The 20,405-nt window shown below is 53.7% G+C and carries 19 protein-coding genes; 6 read left to right on the top strand and 13 right to left on the bottom strand.

What is annotated here, in order from left to right; translation table 11 throughout:
* The first annotated feature begins 2 nt into the window (after positions 1-2).
* Positions 3-1,166: an acetyl-CoA C-acyltransferase FadA gene (gene fadA, locus FBY13_RS16015; protein ID WP_145394595.1), complete on the top strand. Its 1,164-nt coding sequence runs from the start codon at positions 3-5 to the stop codon at positions 1,164-1,166.
* Positions 1,167-1,232: 66 nt separating this feature from the next.
* Here fadA and fre read toward each other — a convergent pair whose 3' ends face one another.
* On the bottom strand, positions 1,233-1,934 hold the full coding sequence (fre, locus tag FBY13_RS16010; RefSeq protein ID WP_063877930.1) for an NAD(P)H-flavin reductase: 702 nt from the start codon (positions 1,932-1,934) through the stop codon (positions 1,233-1,235).
* Positions 1,935-1,976: 42 nt separating this feature from the next.
* Positions 1,977-3,461 (bottom strand): 4-hydroxy-3-polyprenylbenzoate decarboxylase, encoded by a 1,485-nt coding sequence (gene ubiD / locus FBY13_RS16005; protein ID WP_096012949.1) that lies wholly within the window; start codon positions 3,459-3,461, stop codon positions 1,977-1,979.
* A 302-nt stretch (positions 3,462-3,763) separates the two neighbouring features.
* Here ubiD and rfaH point away from each other — a divergent pair, with 302 nt between their 5' ends.
* A complete protein-coding gene (gene rfaH / locus FBY13_RS16000) occupies positions 3,764-4,252 on the top strand; it encodes a transcription/translation regulatory transformer protein RfaH (RefSeq protein ID WP_063877928.1) in 489 nt (162 codons plus the stop codon).
* Here the strand turns inward: rfaH and tatD are convergent.
* The 9 genes from tatD to udp form a co-directional block, all read right to left on the bottom strand.
* Complete coding sequence (tatD, locus tag FBY13_RS15995) at positions 4,249-5,031, bottom strand: 3'-5' ssDNA/RNA exonuclease TatD (RefSeq protein ID WP_096012954.1); 783 nt, start codon at positions 5,029-5,031, stop codon at positions 4,249-4,251. The two genes, rfaH and tatD, sit on opposite strands and share 4 nt — an antisense overlap.
* A 97-nt stretch (positions 5,032-5,128) precedes the next feature.
* Complete coding sequence (tatC, locus tag FBY13_RS15990) at positions 5,129-5,887, bottom strand: Sec-independent protein translocase subunit TatC (RefSeq protein ID WP_063877927.1); 759 nt, start codon at positions 5,885-5,887, stop codon at positions 5,129-5,131.
* On the bottom strand, positions 5,887-6,612 hold the full coding sequence (tatB, locus tag FBY13_RS15985) for a Sec-independent protein translocase protein TatB (RefSeq protein ID WP_096012948.1): 726 nt from the start codon (positions 6,610-6,612) through the stop codon (positions 5,887-5,889). Before tatB ends, tatC begins: the two co-directional genes overlap by 1 nt.
* 3 nt (positions 6,613-6,615) lie before the next feature.
* A complete protein-coding gene (tatA, locus tag FBY13_RS15980; RefSeq protein WP_063877925.1) occupies positions 6,616-6,870 on the bottom strand; it encodes a twin-arginine translocase TatA/TatE family subunit in 255 nt (84 codons plus the stop codon).
* A 110-nt stretch (positions 6,871-6,980) separates the two neighbouring features.
* A complete protein-coding gene (gene ubiB, locus FBY13_RS15975; RefSeq protein WP_109717886.1) occupies positions 6,981-8,618 on the bottom strand; it encodes a ubiquinone biosynthesis regulatory protein kinase UbiB in 1,638 nt (545 codons plus the stop codon).
* Positions 8,615-9,220, bottom strand: coding sequence for an SCP2 domain-containing protein (locus tag FBY13_RS15970; protein ID WP_063881074.1), 606 nt, complete (start codon positions 9,218-9,220; stop codon positions 8,615-8,617). Before FBY13_RS15970 ends, ubiB begins: the two co-directional genes overlap by 4 nt.
* Positions 9,221-9,231: 11 nt before the next feature.
* Positions 9,232-9,990 carry a bifunctional demethylmenaquinone methyltransferase/2-methoxy-6-polyprenyl-1,4-benzoquinol methylase UbiE gene (gene ubiE / locus FBY13_RS15965; protein ID WP_063877923.1) on the bottom strand — a complete coding sequence of 253 codons (759 nt, stop codon included), beginning with the start codon at positions 9,988-9,990 and terminating at the stop codon, positions 9,232-9,234.
* 76 nt (positions 9,991-10,066) lie between these two features.
* Positions 10,067-11,566 carry a DNA recombination protein RmuC gene (rmuC, locus tag FBY13_RS15960; protein WP_145394594.1) on the bottom strand — a complete coding sequence of 500 codons (1,500 nt, stop codon included), beginning with the start codon at positions 11,564-11,566 and terminating at the stop codon, positions 10,067-10,069.
* 163 nt (positions 11,567-11,729) lie between these two features.
* Positions 11,730-12,491 (bottom strand): uridine phosphorylase, encoded by a 762-nt coding sequence (gene udp, locus FBY13_RS15955; protein ID WP_063877921.1) that lies wholly within the window; start codon positions 12,489-12,491, stop codon positions 11,730-11,732.
* A 303-nt stretch (positions 12,492-12,794) separates the two neighbouring features.
* Between udp and FBY13_RS15950 the strand changes: the two genes are divergently transcribed.
* Positions 12,795-13,631, top strand: a complete 837-nt coding sequence (locus tag FBY13_RS15950; protein WP_063877920.1) for a dienelactone hydrolase family protein — start codon at positions 12,795-12,797, stop codon at positions 13,629-13,631.
* A 64-nt stretch (positions 13,632-13,695) separates the two neighbouring features.
* Here the strand turns inward: FBY13_RS15950 and metE are convergent, their stop codons facing one another.
* Positions 13,696-15,966 carry a 5-methyltetrahydropteroyltriglutamate--homocysteine S-methyltransferase gene (gene metE, locus FBY13_RS15945; protein WP_145394593.1) on the bottom strand — a complete coding sequence of 757 codons (2,271 nt, stop codon included), beginning with the start codon at positions 15,964-15,966 and terminating at the stop codon, positions 13,696-13,698.
* A gap of 138 nt (positions 15,967-16,104) precedes the next feature.
* Here metE and metR point away from each other — a divergent pair, with 138 nt between their 5' ends.
* Positions 16,105-17,034 carry an HTH-type transcriptional regulator MetR gene (gene metR / locus FBY13_RS15940; protein WP_063877918.1) on the top strand — a complete coding sequence of 310 codons (930 nt, stop codon included), beginning with the start codon at positions 16,105-16,107 and terminating at the stop codon, positions 17,032-17,034.
* A 72-nt stretch (positions 17,035-17,106) separates the two neighbouring features.
* Positions 17,107-17,586: a DUF1456 family protein gene (locus FBY13_RS15935; RefSeq protein WP_109717889.1), complete on the top strand. Its 480-nt coding sequence runs from the start codon at positions 17,107-17,109 to the stop codon at positions 17,584-17,586.
* 229 nt (positions 17,587-17,815) lie between these two features.
* On the opposite strand, the gene FBY13_RS15930 is transcribed toward FBY13_RS15935, so the two are convergent.
* Positions 17,816-18,676 carry a carboxylate/amino acid/amine transporter gene (locus FBY13_RS15930; RefSeq protein WP_063877915.1) on the bottom strand — a complete coding sequence of 287 codons (861 nt, stop codon included), beginning with the start codon at positions 18,674-18,676 and terminating at the stop codon, positions 17,816-17,818.
* 359 nt (positions 18,677-19,035) lie between these two features.
* Here FBY13_RS15930 and glpT point away from each other — a divergent pair, with 359 nt between their 5' ends.
* Positions 19,036-20,376, top strand: a complete 1,341-nt coding sequence (gene glpT / locus FBY13_RS15920; protein WP_145394592.1) for a glycerol-3-phosphate transporter — start codon at positions 19,036-19,038, stop codon at positions 20,374-20,376.
* Positions 20,377-20,405 lie beyond the last annotated feature (29 nt).

Here is a 20,405-nt window from a genome sequence, read left to right as displayed (position 1 = left end):
AAATGGAAAATGTAGTCATTATTGACGCGGTGCGTACACCAATGGGTCGTTCCAAAGGCGGCGCTTTCCGCAACGTGCGTGCTGAAGACCTGTCTGCGCATGTTATGCGGGCGCTGCTAAACCGCCAGCCGGCGGTCAATGCAGCAACGCTGGATGACGTTGTCTGGGGCTGCGTACAGCAAACGCTGGAGCAAGGTTTCAATATTGCCCGCAACGCCGCGCTGTTGGCAGAAATCCCGCATGTCGTCCCGGCTACGACAGTCAATCGCCTGTGTGGCTCGTCAATGCAGGCGTTACACGATGCCGCCCGCGCCATTATGGTCGGTGATGCTCATGCCTGTCTGATCGGCGGTGTCGAACACATGGGACATGTCCCCATGAGCCACGGCGTTGATTTTCATCCCGGCTTAGGGCGCACTGTTGCGAAAGCGGCAGGGATGATGGGATTAACCGCAGAGATGCTGGCGCGCATGCACCACATTAGTCGCGAGCAGCAGGATGCATTCGCTTTGCGCTCCCATCAACGTGCCTGGCAGGCGACACAGCGCGGCGATTTCGCAAATGAAATTGTTGCGATACACGGCCACGACGCCGACGGCGTGCTGAAACGCTACGACTTCGACGAAGTGATCCGTGAAGATACCAGCCTGGAAGGGCTTGCGGCACTGCGACCTGCATTTGATCCCGTGACCGGGACGGTCACTGCAGGCACATCCTCAGCCCTGTCGGATGGGGCAGCCGCCATGCTGATTATGAGTGAAAGCCGCGCACGGGAACTGGGCCTGAAACCACGCGCCCGTATTAAAAGTATGGCGGTGGTGGGCTGCGATCCCTCGATCATGGGTTACGGTCCGGTACCCGCCAGCAAGCTGGCTTTGAAGCGCGCGGGGCTGAGCGTGAACGACATTGACATCTTCGAGCTTAACGAAGCCTTTGCCGCACAGGTTCTGCCCTGCATTAAGGATTTGGGCCTGTCAGACAAACTGGATGAGAAGGTCAACTTAAATGGCGGTGCTATCGCGTTGGGCCATCCGCTGGGCTGCTCAGGCGCACGTATCAGTACGACGTTGCTGAACATTATGGAACGCCGCGATGCGCAGTTTGGCCTGGCATCAATGTGCATTGGCCTGGGTCAGGGCATCGCCACCGTGATTGAGCGCGTTTGATACGTTGGGACGTTATTATGGGATTGACCCGCCTGTCAGGGGCGGGTTTTTTCTTTCTGCGTGCGATCAGATAAAGGCAAAAGCATCGCCATACATCTGTGATTCGACTGCGCCACGCTCTGAACAGAAGCGATCGCGGGCAATTTTAGCCATTTCAAAGCGCCCGGCGATATAGATCTCATGCTCACTCAGGGTGGTAAAGTCCTGCATCACTGCCGTTAATACGGTACCTGAACGCCCCTGCCAGCCAGCTTCAGGCTGTTCCACCACCGGAATCACCTTGAGATTAGGATGCTTGATAGCCAGCGCGTCTAGCTCATCCATATCGTACAGGTGTTTCAGTTCACGGCCGCCCCAGTAGATCGCAATATCACGGTCGGGCTTCTGTGAAAGTGCCGTCAACAAAATGGAGCGCGCATAGGAAAAGCCCGTGCCACCCGCAATTAAAATCAAGGGCTTGTCACTCTCTTCACGTAACCATGCATCGCCGTGAGGAATATCAACAACGATTTGCCCGTCTTGCTGGATGCGGTCCATCACGGCCATCGCATAGAGGTTGAGCTCCGACGCCCCGATGTGCAGCTCAATGATTTCGGTTTCCATTGGCGTAGAGGCTACAGAAAACGGGCGCTTATCACGCTCATCCATCACTACCATAAGATACTGTCCTGCACGAAAGCTAAAATCCGCCTCCGGAATCAGACGAACGCGATACACCGTGTCGGTAATCGCTTCAACTGAAGTTACTTTACAGCTTAACGTTGTCATGCGTTCCCTCTGTCGGGTCGTCTTTATGGTTATTGCGCGCCATCAACGCTGTGATGGCTGTTCAAAAATACCGAGGTCATCCCAGATAGCGTCGATACGCGCAGTGACTGCCGGATCTTTAACAATCGGCGTGCCCCACTCTCGTTCTGTCTCGCCCGGCCATTTATTTGTCGCATCCAGGCCCATCTTGGAACCCAGTCCTGAAACCGGTGACGCAAAATCAAGATAATCGATTGGCGTGTTTTCCACCAATACGGTATCGCGCGCCGGGTCCATTCGCGTAGTAATTGCCCAGATAACGTCGTTCCAGTCCCGGGCATTAACATCGTCGTCACACACAATAACAAATTTGGTGTACATGAACTGCCTAAGAAATGACCAAACGCCAAACATCACGCGCTTGGCATGACCGGCATACTGTTTTTTAATCGTGACGACCGCCAGACGGTAGGAGCATCCTTCCGGTGGCAAATAGAAGTCGACGATTTCCGGAAACTGTTTAACCAGAATAGGCACCAGCACTTCATTTAACGCCACGCCCAGAACGGCAGGTTCATCTGGCGGACGCCCTGTGTAGGTTGAATGATAAATAGGCTGATGCCGCTGCGTAATATGCGTAACGGTAAAGACCGGGAAGCTGTCGACTTCATTATAGTAACCGGTGTGGTCGCCATAAGGACCTTCTGGGGCCATATCGCCGGGTTCAATATAACCCTCCAGCACGATTTCCGCGCTGGCAGGCACTTCCAGATCGTTGGAAATGCATTTAACCACTTCGGTTTTGTTACCCCGCAGCAGACCCGCAAAGGCATATTCTGACAAGGTGTCCGGGACGGGCGTCACCGCGCCAAGAATGGTTGCCGGATCGGCGCCCAGCGCAACGGAGACCGGAAAACGCTCGCCTGGGTGGGCTTTGGTCCACTCCAGATAATCAAGGGCGCCGCCGCGATGAGAAAGCCAGCGCATGATAAGGCGGTTTTTACCAATAACCTGCTGGCGATAGATGCCCAGGTTCTGCCGCTCTTTGTGCGGACCGCGGGTTACGGTGAGCCCCCAGGTAATCAGCGGAGCCGCATCGCCGGGCCAGCATTTCATGACGGGAATCCGCGTCAGATCGACGTCATCGCCGCTGAAAACCTCTTCCTGGCAGGGTGCATTGCGCAACCTTTTGGTGGGCATATTCAGCACCTGCTTAAACTGCGGAATTTTGCTGAACAGGTCACGGAAGCCTTTCGGCGGCTCAGGCTCTTTTAAGAATGCCAGCAGTTCACCCACCTCACGCAGTGCACTGACCTCTTCCTGTCCCATTCCCATGGCAACGCGCTTTGGCGTACCGAACAGGTTGCACAGGACGGGCATGTCGTAACCCTTTGGGTTTTCAAACAACAGTGCCGGGCCACCTGCTCGTAAGGTGCGGTCCGCAATTTCCGTCATTTCCAGTTCGGGGTCGATCTCGTGCGATATACGCTTCAGTTCACCACGCTGTTCAAGCAGCGCAATAAAGTCTCTTAAATCCTGATATTTCATGCGGCTTCAACTTTCCGGCCAGAGTGAATGGGTCATTATAGGGCTGATTGTGGGGGATGTGTTGAGCTTTATGCACCGCATCCTCTCCCTTACCTGTCACTGACGTCAATCAGGCGGCTTGCGGCAATAATTTTTGCCCCGTTGGTTGCGAATAATTCACAGTTATTCACTTTATGCGGTGGTACTCACCATTCAGAACAATCTTAGTTTATTTTCCATGCAACGCCGCTTTCCAACCCCCAATGCGCTATAACTCTGGCTGGAGGTTTGCTATTCTTAGCGTCCATTCATTGGGAGCAGTTATGGAATCCTGGTATTTACTCTATTGCAAACGTGGGCAGCTATTGCGTGCGAAAGAGCATCTTGAGCGGCAAGACGTAAATTGCCTGAGTCCGATGATCGCGCTGGAGAAAATCGTGCGTGGTAAGCGAACTACCGTCAGTGAACCGCTGTTTCCAAACTATCTGTTTATTGAGTTTGATCCGGAAGCCATTCATACCACAACCATAAGCAGCACGCGTGGCGTCAGCCATTTTGTCCGCTTTGGTACGACGCCGGCTACCGTGCCTGCCGTGGTTATTGATGCGTTACAAACCGACGTGCCTCAAACGCTGCTCGATCCCGAAACACCGCAAAACGGTGATGAGGTGATCATCACCGAGGGAACGTTTGAAGGCTTGCGGGCGATTTTTTCAGAGCCGGATGGCGAAGCGCGCTCAATCCTGTTGTTGAATCTGCTGAACAAACAGGTCGTACGCAGCGTGGACAACCGGCAGTTCCGCAAAGCTTAGATCAGCCTAAATAGCTTACGCGCATTGTGATCCACCTGTTTTGCCAGCGTCCCGGCATCTTCGCCGCGCCAGATTGCGACCTGCTGCAGGATATGCGGCAAAAAGCAGGGTTCATTCCGTCTTGATGTAGGACGGGGGCGCATATCACGTGGCAGCAGATAGGGCGCATCCGTTTCCAGCAATAATCGATCGGCGGGAATCAGCGGCAACATCTCACGCAGCGCGATACCACGGCGTTCATCGCATACCCAACCCGTAATGCCTACTGACAGCCCCATTTCCAGGCAGGCCGTTAACTCTTCACGCGTGCCGGTAAAGCAGTGAATGACGGCGGCAGGCAGTTTAGGCAACCAGGGTTCAAGCACGGCGGCAAAACGCGCATGCGCTTCCCGACAGTGAAGAAACACGGGCATATTCAGCTCAGCGGCCAGCGCCAGCTGCGCATCAAACGCATACTCCTGCTGCTGGTGAGCGGCCAGGTTACGATTGAAATCCAGTCCGCATTCACCGATTGCCACCACCTCTTTTTTCTCAGCCAGGCGGCGCAACGTGCTCGCAATCTCCGCTGACCATTCACTGGCATGATGTGGATGCACGCCAGCAGTTGACCAGCAATAATCCTGATGGGCCTCTGCCAGTTTTTGCGCCTGCTGACTTTCAAGCGCGTTGGTGCCGGTAATCAACATGCCGGTGACGCCCGCTTCGCGCGCGCGTGAGATCACCTTTTTCCGATCGGAGGCGAACTGCGTGCTGGTCAGGTTTACACCGATATCAAACATATTTTTTCACTCTTTATCATTAACACCATAAACAAAAACCGCCTGGCGGCGGTTTTTGACTTGACTCTCCCGCCTGTGCGGGATGCTGGATCTGACATCAGGAGTCGGCGTTATCTTCCTCATCCTCTGCCTGACGGCCTTTCCCCACATAGTAACGTGAGAAGAATACGCCGACTTCAAACAGGCAGTACATCGGAATAGCGAGCAAAGTTTGGGAAAAAACATCTGGCGGTGTGAGCAACATCCCAACAACAAACGCACCAACCAAAATATAGGGGCGTTTCTTTTTTAAATCGTCGGGGTTAGTGATGCCCGTCCAGCAGAGCAGCACAATCGCAACCGGCACTTCAAACGCCACACCAAATGCCATAAACAATGTCATCACGAAATCGAGATAGTTGGTGATGTCTGTTGCGATGGTCACGCCCTGCGGAGCCGTTTTAGCGAAGAAGCCAAAAGCCAGCGGAAAGACGATGAAGTAGGCAAACGCCACGCCAACGTAAAACAGCAGGGTGCTGGAGAACAGTAACGGCATGACCAACTTGCGTTCATGACGATAAAGGGCTGGCGCGACAAAGGCCCAGACCTGATACAGGATAACCGGCACGGCAAGAAACACCGACACGATCATCGTCAGCTTAATCGGGGTAAAAAAGGGTGACGCGACATCAGTCGCGATCATGCTGGCACCCGCAGGCATCTGATTAATTAACGGCGATGCCACCGCGTGGTAGATGTCGTTAGCAAAGTAGATCAGGGCCAGAAAGATGACCAGCACAGCACCAATACAGTTCAACAGACGCTTACGCAGCTCAATCAGATGGCTGATAAGTGGTTGGGTATCTTCAACGGCCATTATCGTTCATCACTTGCAGAAGGAGTAGAAACTGAACTTGCTGACGGCGCAGCGCTTTCGGGCTTAACCGCAGGTTGTGCATCGACACGCGCTGGCGACTGTGCCGGTGCACTGGCGAGCCCAGGCGCAGGATACGACTGAACCGGCGCGGGCTCAGCACGGCTGGCAGTCGGTTGAGAAGCAACAGGTTCAGGTGTCGTCGGCGGTGCCTGTACAGGTGCAGGGTACGACTGGACCGGCGCGGGCTCAGCACGGCTGTCAGTCGGTTGAGAGGCAACAGGTTCAGGTGTCGCCGGTGGTGCCTGTACAGGTGCCTGCGCCTGATGCTCACTGGTCGCGGGGGTAACCGGGTGCAGCGTATCAGCTGTCGATGTATGTTGTGGAGAATGAATGGTATTGGCTTCGTCTTCGTCTCTTTCAATATCAATGCTCTGCTTTACCGAGCGCTTCATTGAGTCAGCCGTTTTACGCAGCTCTTCCATGGATTCTTTAAGCTCGGGCGACAGCGTGCCCCGACCGGCTTCCTCCACCTTTTTCAGGCTGTCCTGCAACTCCTGCAGCTTAAGCTCTTGCGCCAGCTCACTTTGAACGTTGGCGGCCAGCGAGCGAATCGCTCTGATCCAGCCCATGACCGTTTTAACCGCAAGCGGGAGCCGTTGCGGGCCAAGAACAATCAGCCCGATCACGAATACCAATACCAATTCACCAAAACCAATATCGAACACGGTTTACACCTGCTTGTCGTTCTTGACTTCGTCTTTTTGAGCCGACGTTGGCTGTTTATCCGCCAGCGTTTTGGCATGGAAATCAGCGTCCTGCTCTTTCGGTTGATCCTTTTTATCGTCTTCATCGCCCATGGCTTTCTTAAAACCACGGATAGAAGAACCTAAATCCGAACCCAGATTACGTAATTTGTTGGTACCGAACAGAAGAACCACAATCACGGCAATAATTAACAGCTGCCAAATACTAATACCGCCCATGAGATAGCCTCGATTTTTTTGTTAAACGCTGTGGCGTAATGCCCTACAGAAACCCGTATTTATTCGGGCCCGAATCAGCGACATTACCGTGTTTCTGGCGCAAGTGACAATCAGTTTGTCTTACGCCAGCCAATTAACCAGCTGACAAAGCCCGCCGCCATTAATGCCGCCGGGAACAGGTCCCATTCAGGCCTGCTGAGGAGCACCGCCGTTCCGCTAATAAGCAGTGTCGCACCTACGCCAAACAGGTAACGAGCCTGATGCTGACGTGTACGTTGGACACTTATATCGCTCGCGAGTTTATCCACGCTGAGACGTAGCTGCTTATGCTGACGCAAACTGTCGTAAAACAGCTCTGGCAGCTCTGGCAATTTTTCTGCCCAGTAAGGGGCTTTTTCTTTCACGGCACGGATAATCGCCGGAATACCGATCTGATCCTTAATCCAGTCCTCAAGGAACGGTTTTGCCGTTTTCCATAAGTCCAGTTGCGGATAGAGCTGGCGACCAATCCCTTCGACATACAGTAAGGTTTTTTGCAGCAGCACCAACTGGGGCTGCACTTCCATATTAAAGCGACGCGCTGTGTTAAACAGATTCAGCAGCACGTGACCAAACGAGATTTCCGCTAGCGGTTTCTCAAAAATAGGCTCGCACACGGTACGGATGGCAAACTCGAAATCTTCAACATTGGTGTCGGCTGGCACCCAGCCCGAGTCGACATGCAGCTCCGCGACTTTGCGGTAATCACGGTTGAAGAAGGCAATAAAATTCTCTGCCAGATAGCGCTTATCTTCTTTATTGAGCGATCCGACAATGCCGCAGTCGATACCAATATACTGCGGGTCTTCAGGATGATCGTAGCTGACAAAGATATTGCCGGGGTGCATGTCGGCATGGAAGAAACTGTCGCGGAAAACCTGCGTAAAGAACACCTGAACGCCGCGCTCCGCTAACAGCTTCATGTTAACGCCGTGCTGCTCCAGCGTTGCCACATCAGAGATAGGAATGCCATAAATGCGTTCCATCACCATCATGGTTTCACTGCAATAGTCTGAGTAAACCTCCGGCACATACAGCATGCGGCTGTTTTCAAAGTTCCGTCGCAGTTGAATCGCATTGGCCGCTTCGCGTAACAGGTTTAACTCATCAATCAGGGTTTTCTCGTAATCCCGAACCACCTCAACCGGGCGCAGACGGCGGCCATCGGGCAGCAGACGGGGCACCCAGCGGGCAATGCGGTAAATGAGCTTCATGTCCGCTTTAATGACCGGCAGGATATCCGGACGGATGACCTTGATGACGACTTTTTTACCTGTGGATTTTAGCGTTGCCGTATGAACCTGAGCGATAGAGGCCGAAGCCAGTGGGATAATCTCGAAATCATCAAACCAGGATTCAATCGGTGCGCCCATTGAGGCTTCGATCTGCGCTTTAGCCTTGACCCCATCAAAGGGGGCAACGCGGTCCTGCAGGACCGCAAGTTCATCGGCAATCAGCGGCGGAAACAGATCACGACGCGTTGACAGCATCTGCCCAAACTTGATCCAGACCGGGCCTAACTGCTCCATGGCCATACGTAAACGTACGCCAAGGAGTTCTTGCTTGTGCTGGTTGGGGATCCAGAAAATACAGCGGCGCCACAGTCGCAGTGGAAGCGTCAGACGCATCTGTGGAATCAGTTCATCAAGGCCGTACGTCAAAAACACCTTAATAATAAAATATAACCGGCGGATCTCTCCAAAACTCATTTCGCCTCCAGCTGTGCCAGACGCGCATCAAGCGCCTCAAGCGAACGTTCCATCGCGCTAACCTCCTCAGAGAACCAGGCAAACTCCAGCGCACCAGGCGCCACCCGCCACTCTTCTGTTAATGCCTGACCAAGGTAGTCCTGACGCCGTTGTGTTTCTGCTTTGAAAAAACGCAATGCACGCTGTGCACCCTGACTCATCCCCTGAGCGGCGATGTCACCGACCCAGGGGGCAAGGTATTCAGCGGGGTCCAGCTCGGCCAGATCCATTAGCGCAGAAAAGTGCTGAACCACCTGCAAGTCACCTTCAACCTGTAACTCACCGCTGCGAATCAGCGTCGTAAGCTGCTGGCGATCGCGTAATTTTGGCAAGGATTTGAGCTGTGTAATGACCGTGCAGTCACTCTTGTCCTGCCAGTCACTGAGCACGTCCAGTTGCTGTTCGCTAAATACCAGCACCAGCGGCCAGGATAGCTCAGTTAAACGTAACGTCAGTACCTTACCGACAAGGCGCTGGCGTGCGCTTTTCAGGCCACGGTCACGATACAGTATGCGGTTTAACGCCGTCTCAATACCGGCGGTGATTACGGGTGTTAAGGTCATCGCCATAATGGTTAAAATTTGAACCCACGATGAAGCGCCACGATGCCACCTGTCATATTGAAATAGGTGGTGTTTTCAAATCCTACGTCATTCATCATCGCTTTCAGGGTTTCCTGATCGGGATGCATACGAATGGATTCAGCAAGGTAACGATAGCTTTCCGCGTCCTGAGCGACCAGTTGCCCGATACGTGGCAGAACGTGGAAAGAATAGGCATCGTAGGCTTTGCTCAGCGGTTCGATAACCGGTTTGGAGAACTCCAGCACCAGCAAACGTCCACCCGGCTTCAGCACGCGGAACATCGACGCCAGCGCCTTCTCTTTTTCAGTCACGTTACGCAGGCCGAAAGAGATAGTGATGCAGTCAAAATAGTTATCAGGGAACGGCAGTGCCTCGGCGTTAGCCTGCACATAGCTGACGTTACCTACCACGCCCAGATTGCGCAGCTTTTCCCGGCCCATCTTCAGCATTGAGCTGTTAATGTCAGCCAAAACGACCTGACCGGTTTCGCCCACCAGGCGCGAGAATTTTGCGGTTAAATCGCCTGTCCCGCCCGCCAGGTCCAGCACACGCTGGCCACGGCGCACGCCGCTGCTGTCAATGGTAAAACGCTTCCAGACTCGATGGACGCCAAACGACATCAAATCGTTCATCAGGTCATATTTTGCCGCTACGGAGTGAAACACGTCCGCGACTTTGTCGGCTTTCTCGCTTTTGGCGACCGTCTGAAAGCCAAAATGGGTGGTTTCCTGCTGTGATTCATCTGCCATCGGTTTTACCTGCTCCACAAACAATACTTACCGAAGTGTATCAGAGTCATGGAGGTCAGGCACGTTGGCGACCTGCTTATTCGCGGAGGTGCCGGACCTGCTCATGATGTTCGTCTGGATGGTTCTCGTCATCTGGCGCGCTGTCGTGCTCATTTTCAGGCATAGCTTGCTCGACCAGGTGCGGGTTAATGGCGCGTTTGACTTCTACGCCCAGATCGCGAAAGCCTTCCGCCTGTGCGATAAGATTGCCCCGCCCTTCTGCCAGCTTTTTCATTGCCTCGCGATAGCTGTTCTGCGCCTTATCAAGGCTATGACCAATCCCGCTCATATCATCAACAAACAGCCGCATTTTGTCATACAGCCGGGAGGCCCGCTCTGCAATGCGCTGTGCATTACGACTCTGATGCTCATAGCGCCAGAGATTGTTAATCGTCCGCAGGGCCACCAGCAGTGTAGTCGGGCTGACCAGCATGATGTTCTGCTGAAGGGCTTCACTGATTAATTCTGGCTGACGATCAATAGCCAGCAGGAAGGCCGGTTCAACCGGAATAAACATCAACACATAATCCAGCGAGCGTAAACCGGGTAATTGTTGATAATCTTTGCGGCCCAGTAGACGAATGTGCCCACGCAGGGCGCTGACATGTTCCTGAATGGCCTGTTCACGCTCAACGTCATCATCGGCATTAAAATAACGCTCGTAGGCCACCAGCGTCATTTTGGCGTCGATAACCACATCTTTTCCCTGCGGCAGGCGGACAATCACATCAGGCTGCATACGACTTTGCTGTTCGTTCTGCATGCTGACCTGAATATCATACTCATAGCCTTCACGCAGCCCTGAGGCTTCCAGTACCCGACTCAGTACCACTTCGCCCCAGTTGCCCTGAATTTTGTTGTCGCCTTTCAGCGCCTTAGTGAGGTTAAGCGCCTCCTGAGCCATCTGGGCATTTAACTGCTGTAACTGACGAATTTCATGGGTCAGCGTGTGCCGCTCACGGGCTTCCGCGCCAAAGCTTTCATTCACCTGGCGACGAAAACCATCAAGCTGTTCCCGGAGCGGCCCTATCAGGCTGTTCAGGCTTTGTCGATTCTGTTCATCGACCCGACGTCCACTGTTTTCAAAAATTCGGTTAGCAAGGTTTTCAAACTGCGCGCTGAGCCGCTGCTCGCTGTTTGTCAGCAGGCGCTGTTTTTCTTCCGCTGCGAAGCGGGTTTCTTCCAGGCGAATCGTGACCTCACGCAGTTCCGCTTCCTGGGCGCTGTTCACTTCCAGCTGGTTCCGCAGTTCACGTGTGAGCTGTTCACTCTCGTTGCGCCAGTAATCAAGCTGTTGCAGGCGCTCACTGGCCCCACTTAATGAACCATGAAGCTGCCTCAACTCGTGCTCGCGCTGCTGCACCTGCTGCTGAAGTTGTTCGATTTGCTGTTGCTGACGCTGCTGCGCCTCGTTGAGCAAGCGGCGTTCCGTGGAAAAGCTGGCTAACTGATGGCCGATGCGCATTTGCGCCAGTATCCAGCCCACACCAAGGCCGACAAGCGCCAGGCAGATGCTGATAATGATGTGCTGATCCATATTTTCCCCGCTGGTCAGACTAATGAGGGAAAAGGTAAATTCGCACTGTATGAATGTCCAGATATATTTACTGGCGTTGGAAGCGTTGGAAGCAGTGACGCAACAATCTGTCTGGGATGAGACAGGCAGGCCTGATCACTCGCCTGCCTGTTAAAACAGGGGATTACAGTAAACGGCGCGCGGCTTCTACCACGATTTTCACCGCATCGCTTTCCGTCTGCTTCATCGTCACGGCATCCGGAATTTCTTTCTGCGTACGGTTGACGATCACGCCCGCCACCATTCCCGCTCTCAGCCCCTGGCTGGCACACATGGTTAACAGGGTCGCCGACTCCATCTCGTAGTTCAGCACGCCCATCTGCTGCCACTCCTGCATCGATCCCTGGAAACGATTAACGACGCGACCGGAAAAGGTATCGTAACGTTCCTGACCGGGATAGAAGGTGTCAGAGGAGGCCGTAATACCGATATGCGTTTTGGCACCACAGGCTTCTGCGGCCGCCACCAATGCTGTAGTACAGGTGAAATCCGCCACCGCCGGGAATTCCATGGGGGCGAAATGCAGGCTTGCCCCGTCCAGGCGTACTGATGCCGTTGTGACCAGAACATCCCCGACGTTGATATGCGGCTGAATCGCCCCCGTGGTGCCCACGCGCAGGAAGGTACGCACGCCAAGCTGCGCCAGCTCCTCGACGGCAATCGATGTCGAAGGCCCGCCAATCCCTGTGGAACACACGACAACCGGCTTGCCATCCAGCTTAGCCAGCCAGGTGGTGAATTCACGATGAGAAGCCAGGTGCTGTGCATCTTCCATCAGCCCGGCAATCTTTTTTACGCGCTCAGGATCGCCGGGAACAATGGCCAGCGTCGCCCCCTGCAGATCAGCTTTGGTCAGGCCAAGATGGAAAACGTCAGACTGTGTCATATCAGACTCCGGGTTAAGGAAAATTTTCACGCCACTTTACGTCACCGGGCGAGGTAAATATGTGACTAAATTCACTTAAGAAAATGAAAGTTACATTTTCTAAGAAAAATAGGGTGATCAATATCACACATCCATTCATCGCCTTGTGTATTGCTACATATGGTGATGTGGAAGCTATCGCGGGAATGTTAAAGAGAAGTGTAATTTTATTGGTTAACCACTCTGTTACTCCCTGTCTGGAACCTGTCACAGGTGGCCAGGCTATAGTTACGTGATTGCGCCTATGCTTGCACGGAGAGAATGATGAAGACCGACGATAATATGACACAAAAATCAGCTGCAGGCGCGTTTGCTCCGGCAGTTCAGCCCACAGCATCAACCACGATTATTACCGACAGCCCCACCATCCATTCGGGGGAAACCTCTATTCCGAGTCAGGGCGAAAACCTGCCGGCTTTTTATGCGAAACCACAGTCAGCAGACGGTCCTTTGCCGGTGGTGCTGGTGGTACAGGAAATTTTTGGCGTTCACGAACACATCCGCGATATCTGTCGTCGGCTGGCGCTGGAAGGCTATCTGGCGGTCGCGCCAGAACTGTACTTCCGTGAAGGCGATCCGAATGACTACAATGACATTCCGACGCTGTTTAAAGAGCTGGTCAGCAAAGTGCCTGACAGTCAGGTGCTGGCGGATCTCGATCACGCAGCGAACTGGGCTGCCCGTAACGGTGGGGATATTCGCCGCATGGGGATTACCGGCTTCTGCTGGGGCGGACGCATCAGCTGGCTTTATGCCGCGCACAACCCGCAGCTGCGCGCCGCCGTGGCCTGGTATGGTCGGCTGGTTGGCGAAAAAACCATGAAGCAGCAAAAGCACCCTATCGATATCGCCGTCGATCTGAACGCACCGGTTCTGGGATTATACGGTGGTCAGGATGACGGCATTCCGCTGGAAAGCGTCGAGCAGATGCGTCAGGCATTGCATGCGGCCAATGCCAACGCTGAGATTATTGTTTATCCCGATGCCGGACATGCTTTCAACGCTGATTATCGTCCGAGCTACCACGCAGAATCGGCAACCGATGGCTGGGCGCGCATGTTAGCCTGGTTTACGCAATACGGCGTTGCACCCGCGACGTGATCAAAAAAAGGGGGCGCGCAAGCGCCCCAACATACTGACAACGTATTGACACAACACCAGGAAATCAGGCGGTTTCACCCCGCAGGTTTTTTGCCGCTTTAACCATGTTAGCCAGTGCCTGTCGGGTTTCGCGCCAGCCACGGGTTTTCAGGCCGCAGTCCGGATTCACCCACAGACGTTCTTCTGGAATACTTTGTGCCGCCTTACGTAACAAATTTTCTATCCACTCGACATCGGGTACGTTGGGCGAGTGAATATCGTAAACACCGGGCCCGATTTCGTTTGGATATTCGAACGCGTTAAATGCATCCAGCAAATCCATATCAGAACGCGACGTTTCGATGGTAATCACGTCCGCATCCAGTGCCGCAATGGATGTCATGATGTCGTTAAACTCGCAATAACACATGTGCGTGTGAATCTGAGTGTCGTCTTTGGCGACGGCGGCGTTTAACCGAAACGCTTCTACTGCCCAGCGCAGATAGTCGGCCCAGTCTGACTGATGCAGCGGTAAGCCTTCACGCAGTGCAGGCTCATCAATCTGAATGATGCCAATACCGGCGGCTTCCAGATCGGCAACTTCATCACGCAGCGCCAGCGCAATCTGTTTGGCGATCGTTTCACGTGACACATCCTCACGCGGGAATGACCAACAAAGAATCGTTACCGGACCCGTCAACATGCCTTTTACCGGCTTATCGGTGAGGGACTGAGCATACATGGCCCACTCGACGGTAATGGCTTCCGGACGGCTGACATCACCAATGATCACCGGCGGTTTAACACAACGTGAACCGTAACTTTGTACCCAACCATTTTGCGTAAACACGAAGCCATCCAGGTTCTCGCCGAAGTATTCCACCATATCATTGCGTTCGGCCTCGCCATGAACCAGCACGTCCAGCCCCAGGCGCTCCTGTTCAACAATCGCCTGCTTGATGTGCCCGGCAATACCGGTACGGTAATGCGCGCTATCTATTGCGCCTTTTTTGAAGTCGAGCCGCAGGCCACGAATTTCGGGGGTTTGTGGAAAGGAGCCGATGGTAGTGGTCGGCCACGCGGGCAGATTGAAACGCTGGCGCTGTGCTCTGGCCCGCTCGGGGTAAGCACTGGCCCGCGCGGTATCTTTGGCCTGAACGTTTGCCAGACGCTGCGCAACAGCCGCATTGTGAACGCGGCTTGAGTGAGCGCGCGCCTGAACCGGCGCGCTCCACTCCACCAGGGAGCCGGGATCGTTGTGATTAAGCGCCGTGCTCAGTAGCGACAGCTCACGACATTTTTGCAACGCAAAGGCAAACCAGCTTTTCACTTCATCGTCCAGACGGGTTTCTACGCTGAGATCGATGGGGCTGTGCAGCAGTGAGCATGAGGTACCAATCCACAGGTGCTTGCGTGAGCCCACCAGCGGCTGCAGGCGTTCAAACCAGTGGCTAAGATCGGCACGCCAGACGTTACGACCATTGATGACACCGACAGACAGCAGCCACTCTGCGGGAAGTTGTTGGTTCAACCGCTGAATGTCATCTTTGCCCTGCACCAGATCCACATGCAGGCCTTGTACGGGCAGTGACCTGATGACATCCAGGTTCTGACCGATGCTGTCAAAATAGGTGGTGAGCAGCAGTTTGCTATGCCCCTGTAATGCAGCGTAAGTCGGTTTAAACGCATCACGCCATGCCTGCGGCAGTTCCAGCGCCAGGGCGGGCTCATCAATCTGTACCCACTCTATGTTGCGCTTTTTCAGTTCGGCCAGGATCTGCTGATAAACGGGCAGAATGTCGTTCAGCAGTGACAGACGATCAAACGGCACGCCTTTTACTTTCCCCAGCCAGAGGTAGGTTACCGGGCCTAACAATACGGGCTTGATGTAATGACCCAGCGCCAGCGCCTCGTCGACGTCATCCAGCAGTTGAGTCCAGGTTAACGAAAACGACTGCCCTTGAGTGAATTCTGGCACGATGTAGTGATAGTTGGTGTTAAACCATTTGGTCATTTCCGCCGCTGCCGCCGGCTCACCCGTCGGTGCACGACCACGGCCCAGGCGGAACAGCGTATCCAGATCAACGGAGCCATCGTTGTTTTGATGGCGAGCAGGCACATTGCCCAGCATCAGGCTGGTCGTCAGAACATGATCGTACCAGGCAAAATCACCGACCGGCAGCACATCGACGCCGGCCTCTTTCTGTTGTTGCCAGTGGCGGGCGCGCAGTTCGCGACCCACCGCCAGAAGTTCTTCCTGCGTGATGTTGCCAGCCCAATAACTTTCTTGTGCTTTTTTCAGCTCACGACGCAGGCCAATACGTGGAAAACCGAGAGTATGATTCAGGATAGTCATTCACTATTCTCCAGAAATTCTTCGGCTTTAGCGGGTCGCTAAAGATGTTTAGCCGTCCAGATGTTTACACCGCTATATTCTGCGGGTACTGTATGTTCCTCAAGCGCAAATTATTCAGTTTCGATGTGAAGGACTCTCATGATCGAATTCAAACACCTCCGGACGCTTCAGGCTCTGCAGAATACGGGCTCGCTGGCAGCGGCAGCGGCTCAGCTTCATCAGACACAGTCGGCGTTATCACATCAGTTCAGCGATCTGGAACAGCGGCTGGGATTCCGTCTGTTTGTCCGTAAAAGTCAGCCATTGCGTTTTACGCCGCAGGGCGAAATTTTATTGCAGTTGGCAGAGCAGATACTGCCGCAGATTCAGCAGGCACTTCAGGCCTGCCATGAGCCGCATCAGACAACCCTGCGCGTAGCGATTGAGTGTCACAGCTGTATCCAGTGGCTTACGCCGGCATTAGATAAGTTTCGCCAGAGCTGGCCCCAGGTGGTGATGGATTTTAAATCCGGCGTGACCTTTGATCCGCAGCCTGCCCTGCAGCAGGGGGAACTGGATATTGTATTAACCTCGGATATCCTGCCGCGCTCAGGCTTGTTCTATTCTCCGATGTTCGATTTCGAAGTCCGACTGGTGCTGGCACCGGATCATCCTCTGGCACAGGTTGAACATATTTCCCCTGACGATCTGGCGGATGAAGTCCTGATGATTTATCCGGTACAACGCCAGCGGCTGGATATCTGGCGTCACTTTCTGCAACCCGCTGGCATCAGCCCTGCACTTAAGAACGTCGATAACACCCTGTTAATGATTCAGATGGTATCGGCGCGCATGGGAATTGCGGCACTGCCGCACTGGGTGGTAGAAAGCTTTGAAAAACAGGGACTGGTGATCACCAAAACGCTGGGCGACGGCTTATGGAGCCGCCTTTATGCCGCCGTGCGCGACGGGGAACAGCGTCAGCCGGTACTGGAAGCCTTTATGCGTTTTGCCCGTCAGCATGCCTGCGAGCATCTGCCGTTCGTCAGGGACGCCGCGCATCCTGCTAAGGTTTTATCGCGTGAGTGACAAAGCTGCACGGTAGCAGGCAAAATCCCCTATAATGCGCAGCCTGTCGATTTACCATGAGAAGATCTCACCATGACTAACAACGATATTCTGCGCAGCGTGCGCTATATGCTCGATCTGAACGATGCCAAAATGGTGGCGATTTTTGCGCTGGCTGAATGTGAGGTTGCTCAGGCTGATATCACCAGCTGGCTGAAGAAAGATGAGGATGCGGCATTCCGTCCCTGCCCCGATGTTGTGATGGGATATTTCCTTAACGGTTTAATTTTTCATCGCCGTGGCAAAAGTGACGACGCGCCCGCGCCGTCCATTGAACGCAAGATGAACAACAACATCTTCATGAAAAAGCTGCGTATCGCGTTTGATTTAAAAACGACGGATATTCCTGATGTGCTAAAAAAGGCCAATTTTACGGTTTCTCAGGCAGAGATTGGCGCGATCTTCCGCAAACCGGATCATAAAAATTACCGTGAATGCGGTGACCAGATTCTGCGTAATTTCCTTAAAGGGCTGACGATGATTCATCGGCCCGCCACAGGCAAACCCGCTTAAAACGCAGCTCGATGGTATTTCACCCGGTCGGGAAAGCAGACATCCGTGCCCGTTTGCTTTCCTGCCTGAGGCGCAGAGGCTGTGTCCTGTCGCTCGCTCGCGAAATATGTCATCACGAGTAAGCATAAGCCGTTCAGCCTTTAGCGCATCAGGCATCACTCGCCTGACGAGGCGCCCGGCGCGCCTTCTCATCCCCCACTGATCTTTTTTCCCGCTAAGGTCAGCCCGGCTATTTCGCGCTGTTACCGACTACCCAGCGCTTATGTACCCACAGCGACGCCATAATCACGAGGGCACCAGCGATAAAGCTTGGCCAGTGCGGTTTTTGCTGCCATATCGCAAGGTTAACCAGCAATCCTGCCGGAACGTGCATGTTATTCATAATGCCCAACGTGCCGGCATCGACCTGCGTTGCCCCATAGTTCCACATAAAATAACCCAGTCCCGACGCCGCAACGCCCAACCACACAAGGATTCCCCATTGCAGCGTCGTCGTGGGTAATTTGTTGGGATTGCCCCAGGCTGCCCAGGCAATAATAGCTATAAGCACCGCGCCCAGATAAAACCACGAAAACGCCGTGTGCTGCGGCATCGGCCGGGTTTCCTGCAAACGCTTATAGCCCACCATCCCGGCCGCGAAGCAGATATTGGCTAACTGCACTAACAGCAGACCAAACCAGAAGTTTTCGCTGACTTTGTCGTAGCGAATAATCGCCGCGCCCGCAACGGCCAGCAAGGCACTGAAAATGTATCCGACGCGCAGAGGCCTTCGACTTATCAGGTCGTAGATCAAGGTGACATAGAGCGGCGTCATCACGGTAAACAGCAGGAATTCTGACACGCTCAAATACAAATAGGCTTCAAAACTCAGTAAATACATAATGCCCAGTTGCAGCATCCCGACCAGCATATAGAGCAAGAGCGTTGAAGGCCGGTATCCACGCCAGCGCAGGAACGGCAGAAAGACAATGGCGGCCAGCGCCAGGCGCATCAATACGGAAAACCAGCTGTCGACCTGCCCGGCAAGGTACTCACCGATCAGGCTAAAAGAAAATGCCCACAGAATGGTAGTAACGATCAATAAAAGCACGGTAACAACCCCGAAATAAACAGAGCGTCAGTGTAAACAAAGTCCTGAATCAGAGCCGATTTATCTGGTTGACATCTGGTTACTTACCAGGCATTCAGGCGTTATCCTTTTTCTCTGCCTGTTTTATCCTTCCCACACCACGCCTGTTGCCGCCAAAAATGTGCGAAAAAGCGCATCTGCCTGGCATTTTCGCGCTTTACTGTAATAAAACTGTAACAAATTTGTCATTCATCACAGTAAACAGCACTGTCTCTGTCTATTCTCTGCGCGAAATGGTGCATCGCGAGCACCATTTTTTTTATGTTTCGACCCAACCTGCTGGGGAATCAAAACCATAATGCGCCCGGAGGGCCACCATAATGCTAAGTATTTTTAAACCTGCACCACACCAGCCCCAGGTGGCAGAGGAGCGTGTCGATCCCCTCTATCGCCGCCTGCGTTGGCAGATCTTCATCGGTATTTTCTTTGGCTATGCGGCTTACTATCTGGTCAGGAAAAATTTTGCCCTGGCCATGCCTTATCTGGTTGAACAGGGCTTCTCGCGCGGCGATCTGGGGTTTGCGCTTTCGGGCATCTCTATCGCTTACGGCTTTTCCAAGTTCATTATGGGTTCGGTATCGGATCGCTCTAATCCCCGCGTTTTTTTACCTGCCGGATTGATTCTGGCCGCTGTCGTGATGCTGTTCATGGGGTTTGTTCCCTGGGCGACCTCCAGCATTATGGTGATGTTTGTCTTGCTGTTTATCTGTGGCTGGTTCCAGGGAATGGGCTGGCCGCCCTGCGGACGCACCATGGTGCACTGGTGGTCGCAAAAAGAACGTGGCGGTATCGTGTCGGTGTGGAACTGTGCGCATAACGTCGGCGGGGGAATTCCGCCCCTGCTGTTTTTGCTGGGAATGGCGTGGTTTAACGACTGGAAAGCGGCCCTTTATATGCCCGCCTTCGGCGCGATTGCCATTGCAATCCTGGCCTTTGCGCTGATGCGAGATACACCACAGTCCTGTGGCCTACCGCCTGTTGAGGCTTATAAAGACGATTATCCGGCGGATTACAACGCGAGCCATGAAGAAGAGTTCACCGCAAAACAAATCTTCATGAAGTATGTCCTGCCAAACAAATTACTGTGGTATATCGCCCTGGCAAACGTGTTTGTTTATCTGCTGCGTTACGGCATTCTGGACTGGTCGCCGACGTACCTCAAAGAGGTAAAACACTTCACCCTGGATAAGTCATCGTGGGCTTACTTCTTCTATGAATATGCAGGAATTCCCGGCACGCTGTTGTGCGGCTGGATGTCAGATAAAGTCTTTCGCGGAAACCGTGGAGCGACGGGCGTGTTCTTTATGACGCTGGTCACCATCGCGACGGTGGTTTACTGGCTTAATCCGCCAGGAAATCCCGGTGTAGATATGGCCTGCATGATAATCATTGGCTTTTTGATCTATGGTCCGGTGATGCTGATAGGGCTACATGCGCTGGAACTCGCACCGAAAAAAGCCGCCGGGACGGCAGCCGGTTTTACCGGATTGTTCGGTTATCTGGGCGGTTCGGTCGCAGCCAGCGCCATTGTGGGTTACACGGTGGACTATTTTGGCTGGGATGGCGGCTTCCTGGTGATGATTGTGGGTTGTGTGCTGGCGGTGATTTTGTTACTGCTCACCATGGTCAGCGAGCATAAACACAAACAAAAACGGGCGTAACCGTCAGAAGGCCGGTTCGCCGGCCTTCT

It is taken from the genome of Pantoea sp. SJZ147 (genome assembly GCF_007828605.1).
GTDB lineage: Bacteria > Pseudomonadota > Gammaproteobacteria > Enterobacterales > Enterobacteriaceae > Pantoea > Pantoea allii.
Note: the sequence above shows the minus strand (reverse complement) of the source record. Positions and strands in the feature narration are given on the sequence as shown.

Coding starts and splice junctions, on each gene's coding strand:
- rmuC (WP_145394594.1), bottom strand. CDS start 11,566: ATGGATCAGCACATCATTATCAGCATCTGCCTGGCGCTTGTCGGCCTT.
- udp (WP_063877921.1), bottom strand. CDS start 12,491: ATGACACAGTCTGACGTTTTCCATCTTGGCCTGACCAAAGCTGATCTG.
- rfaH (WP_063877928.1), top strand. CDS start 3,764: ATGGAATCCTGGTATTTACTCTATTGCAAACGTGGGCAGCTATTGCGT.
- tatA (WP_063877925.1), bottom strand. CDS start 6,870: ATGGGCGGTATTAGTATTTGGCAGCTGTTAATTATTGCCGTGATTGTG.
- ubiD (WP_096012949.1), bottom strand. CDS start 3,461: ATGAAATATCAGGATTTAAGAGACTTTATTGCGCTGCTTGAACAGCGT.
- fre (WP_063877930.1), bottom strand. CDS start 1,934: ATGACAACGTTAAGCTGTAAAGTAACTTCAGTTGAAGCGATTACCGAC.
- tatC (WP_063877927.1), bottom strand. CDS start 5,887: ATGGCCGTTGAAGATACCCAACCACTTATCAGCCATCTGATTGAGCTG.
- glpT (WP_145394592.1), top strand. CDS start 19,036: ATGCTAAGTATTTTTAAACCTGCACCACACCAGCCCCAGGTGGCAGAG.
- metE (WP_145394593.1), bottom strand. CDS start 15,966: ATGACTATCCTGAATCATACTCTCGGTTTTCCACGTATTGGCCTGCGT.
- FBY13_RS15935 (WP_109717889.1), top strand. CDS start 17,107: ATGACTAACAACGATATTCTGCGCAGCGTGCGCTATATGCTCGATCTG.
- ubiE (WP_063877923.1), bottom strand. CDS start 9,990: ATGGCAGATGAATCACAGCAGGAAACCACCCATTTTGGCTTTCAGACG.
- metR (WP_063877918.1), top strand. CDS start 16,105: ATGATCGAATTCAAACACCTCCGGACGCTTCAGGCTCTGCAGAATACG.
- ubiB (WP_109717886.1), bottom strand. CDS start 8,618: ATGAGTTTTGGAGAGATCCGCCGGTTATATTTTATTATTAAGGTGTTT.
- FBY13_RS15950 (WP_063877920.1), top strand. CDS start 12,795: ATGAAGACCGACGATAATATGACACAAAAATCAGCTGCAGGCGCGTTT.
- FBY13_RS15970 (WP_063881074.1), bottom strand. CDS start 9,220: ATGACCTTAACACCCGTAATCACCGCCGGTATTGAGACGGCGTTAAAC.
- tatD (WP_096012954.1), bottom strand. CDS start 5,031: ATGTTTGATATCGGTGTAAACCTGACCAGCACGCAGTTCGCCTCCGAT.
- fadA (WP_145394595.1), top strand. CDS start 3: ATGGAAAATGTAGTCATTATTGACGCGGTGCGTACACCAATGGGTCGT.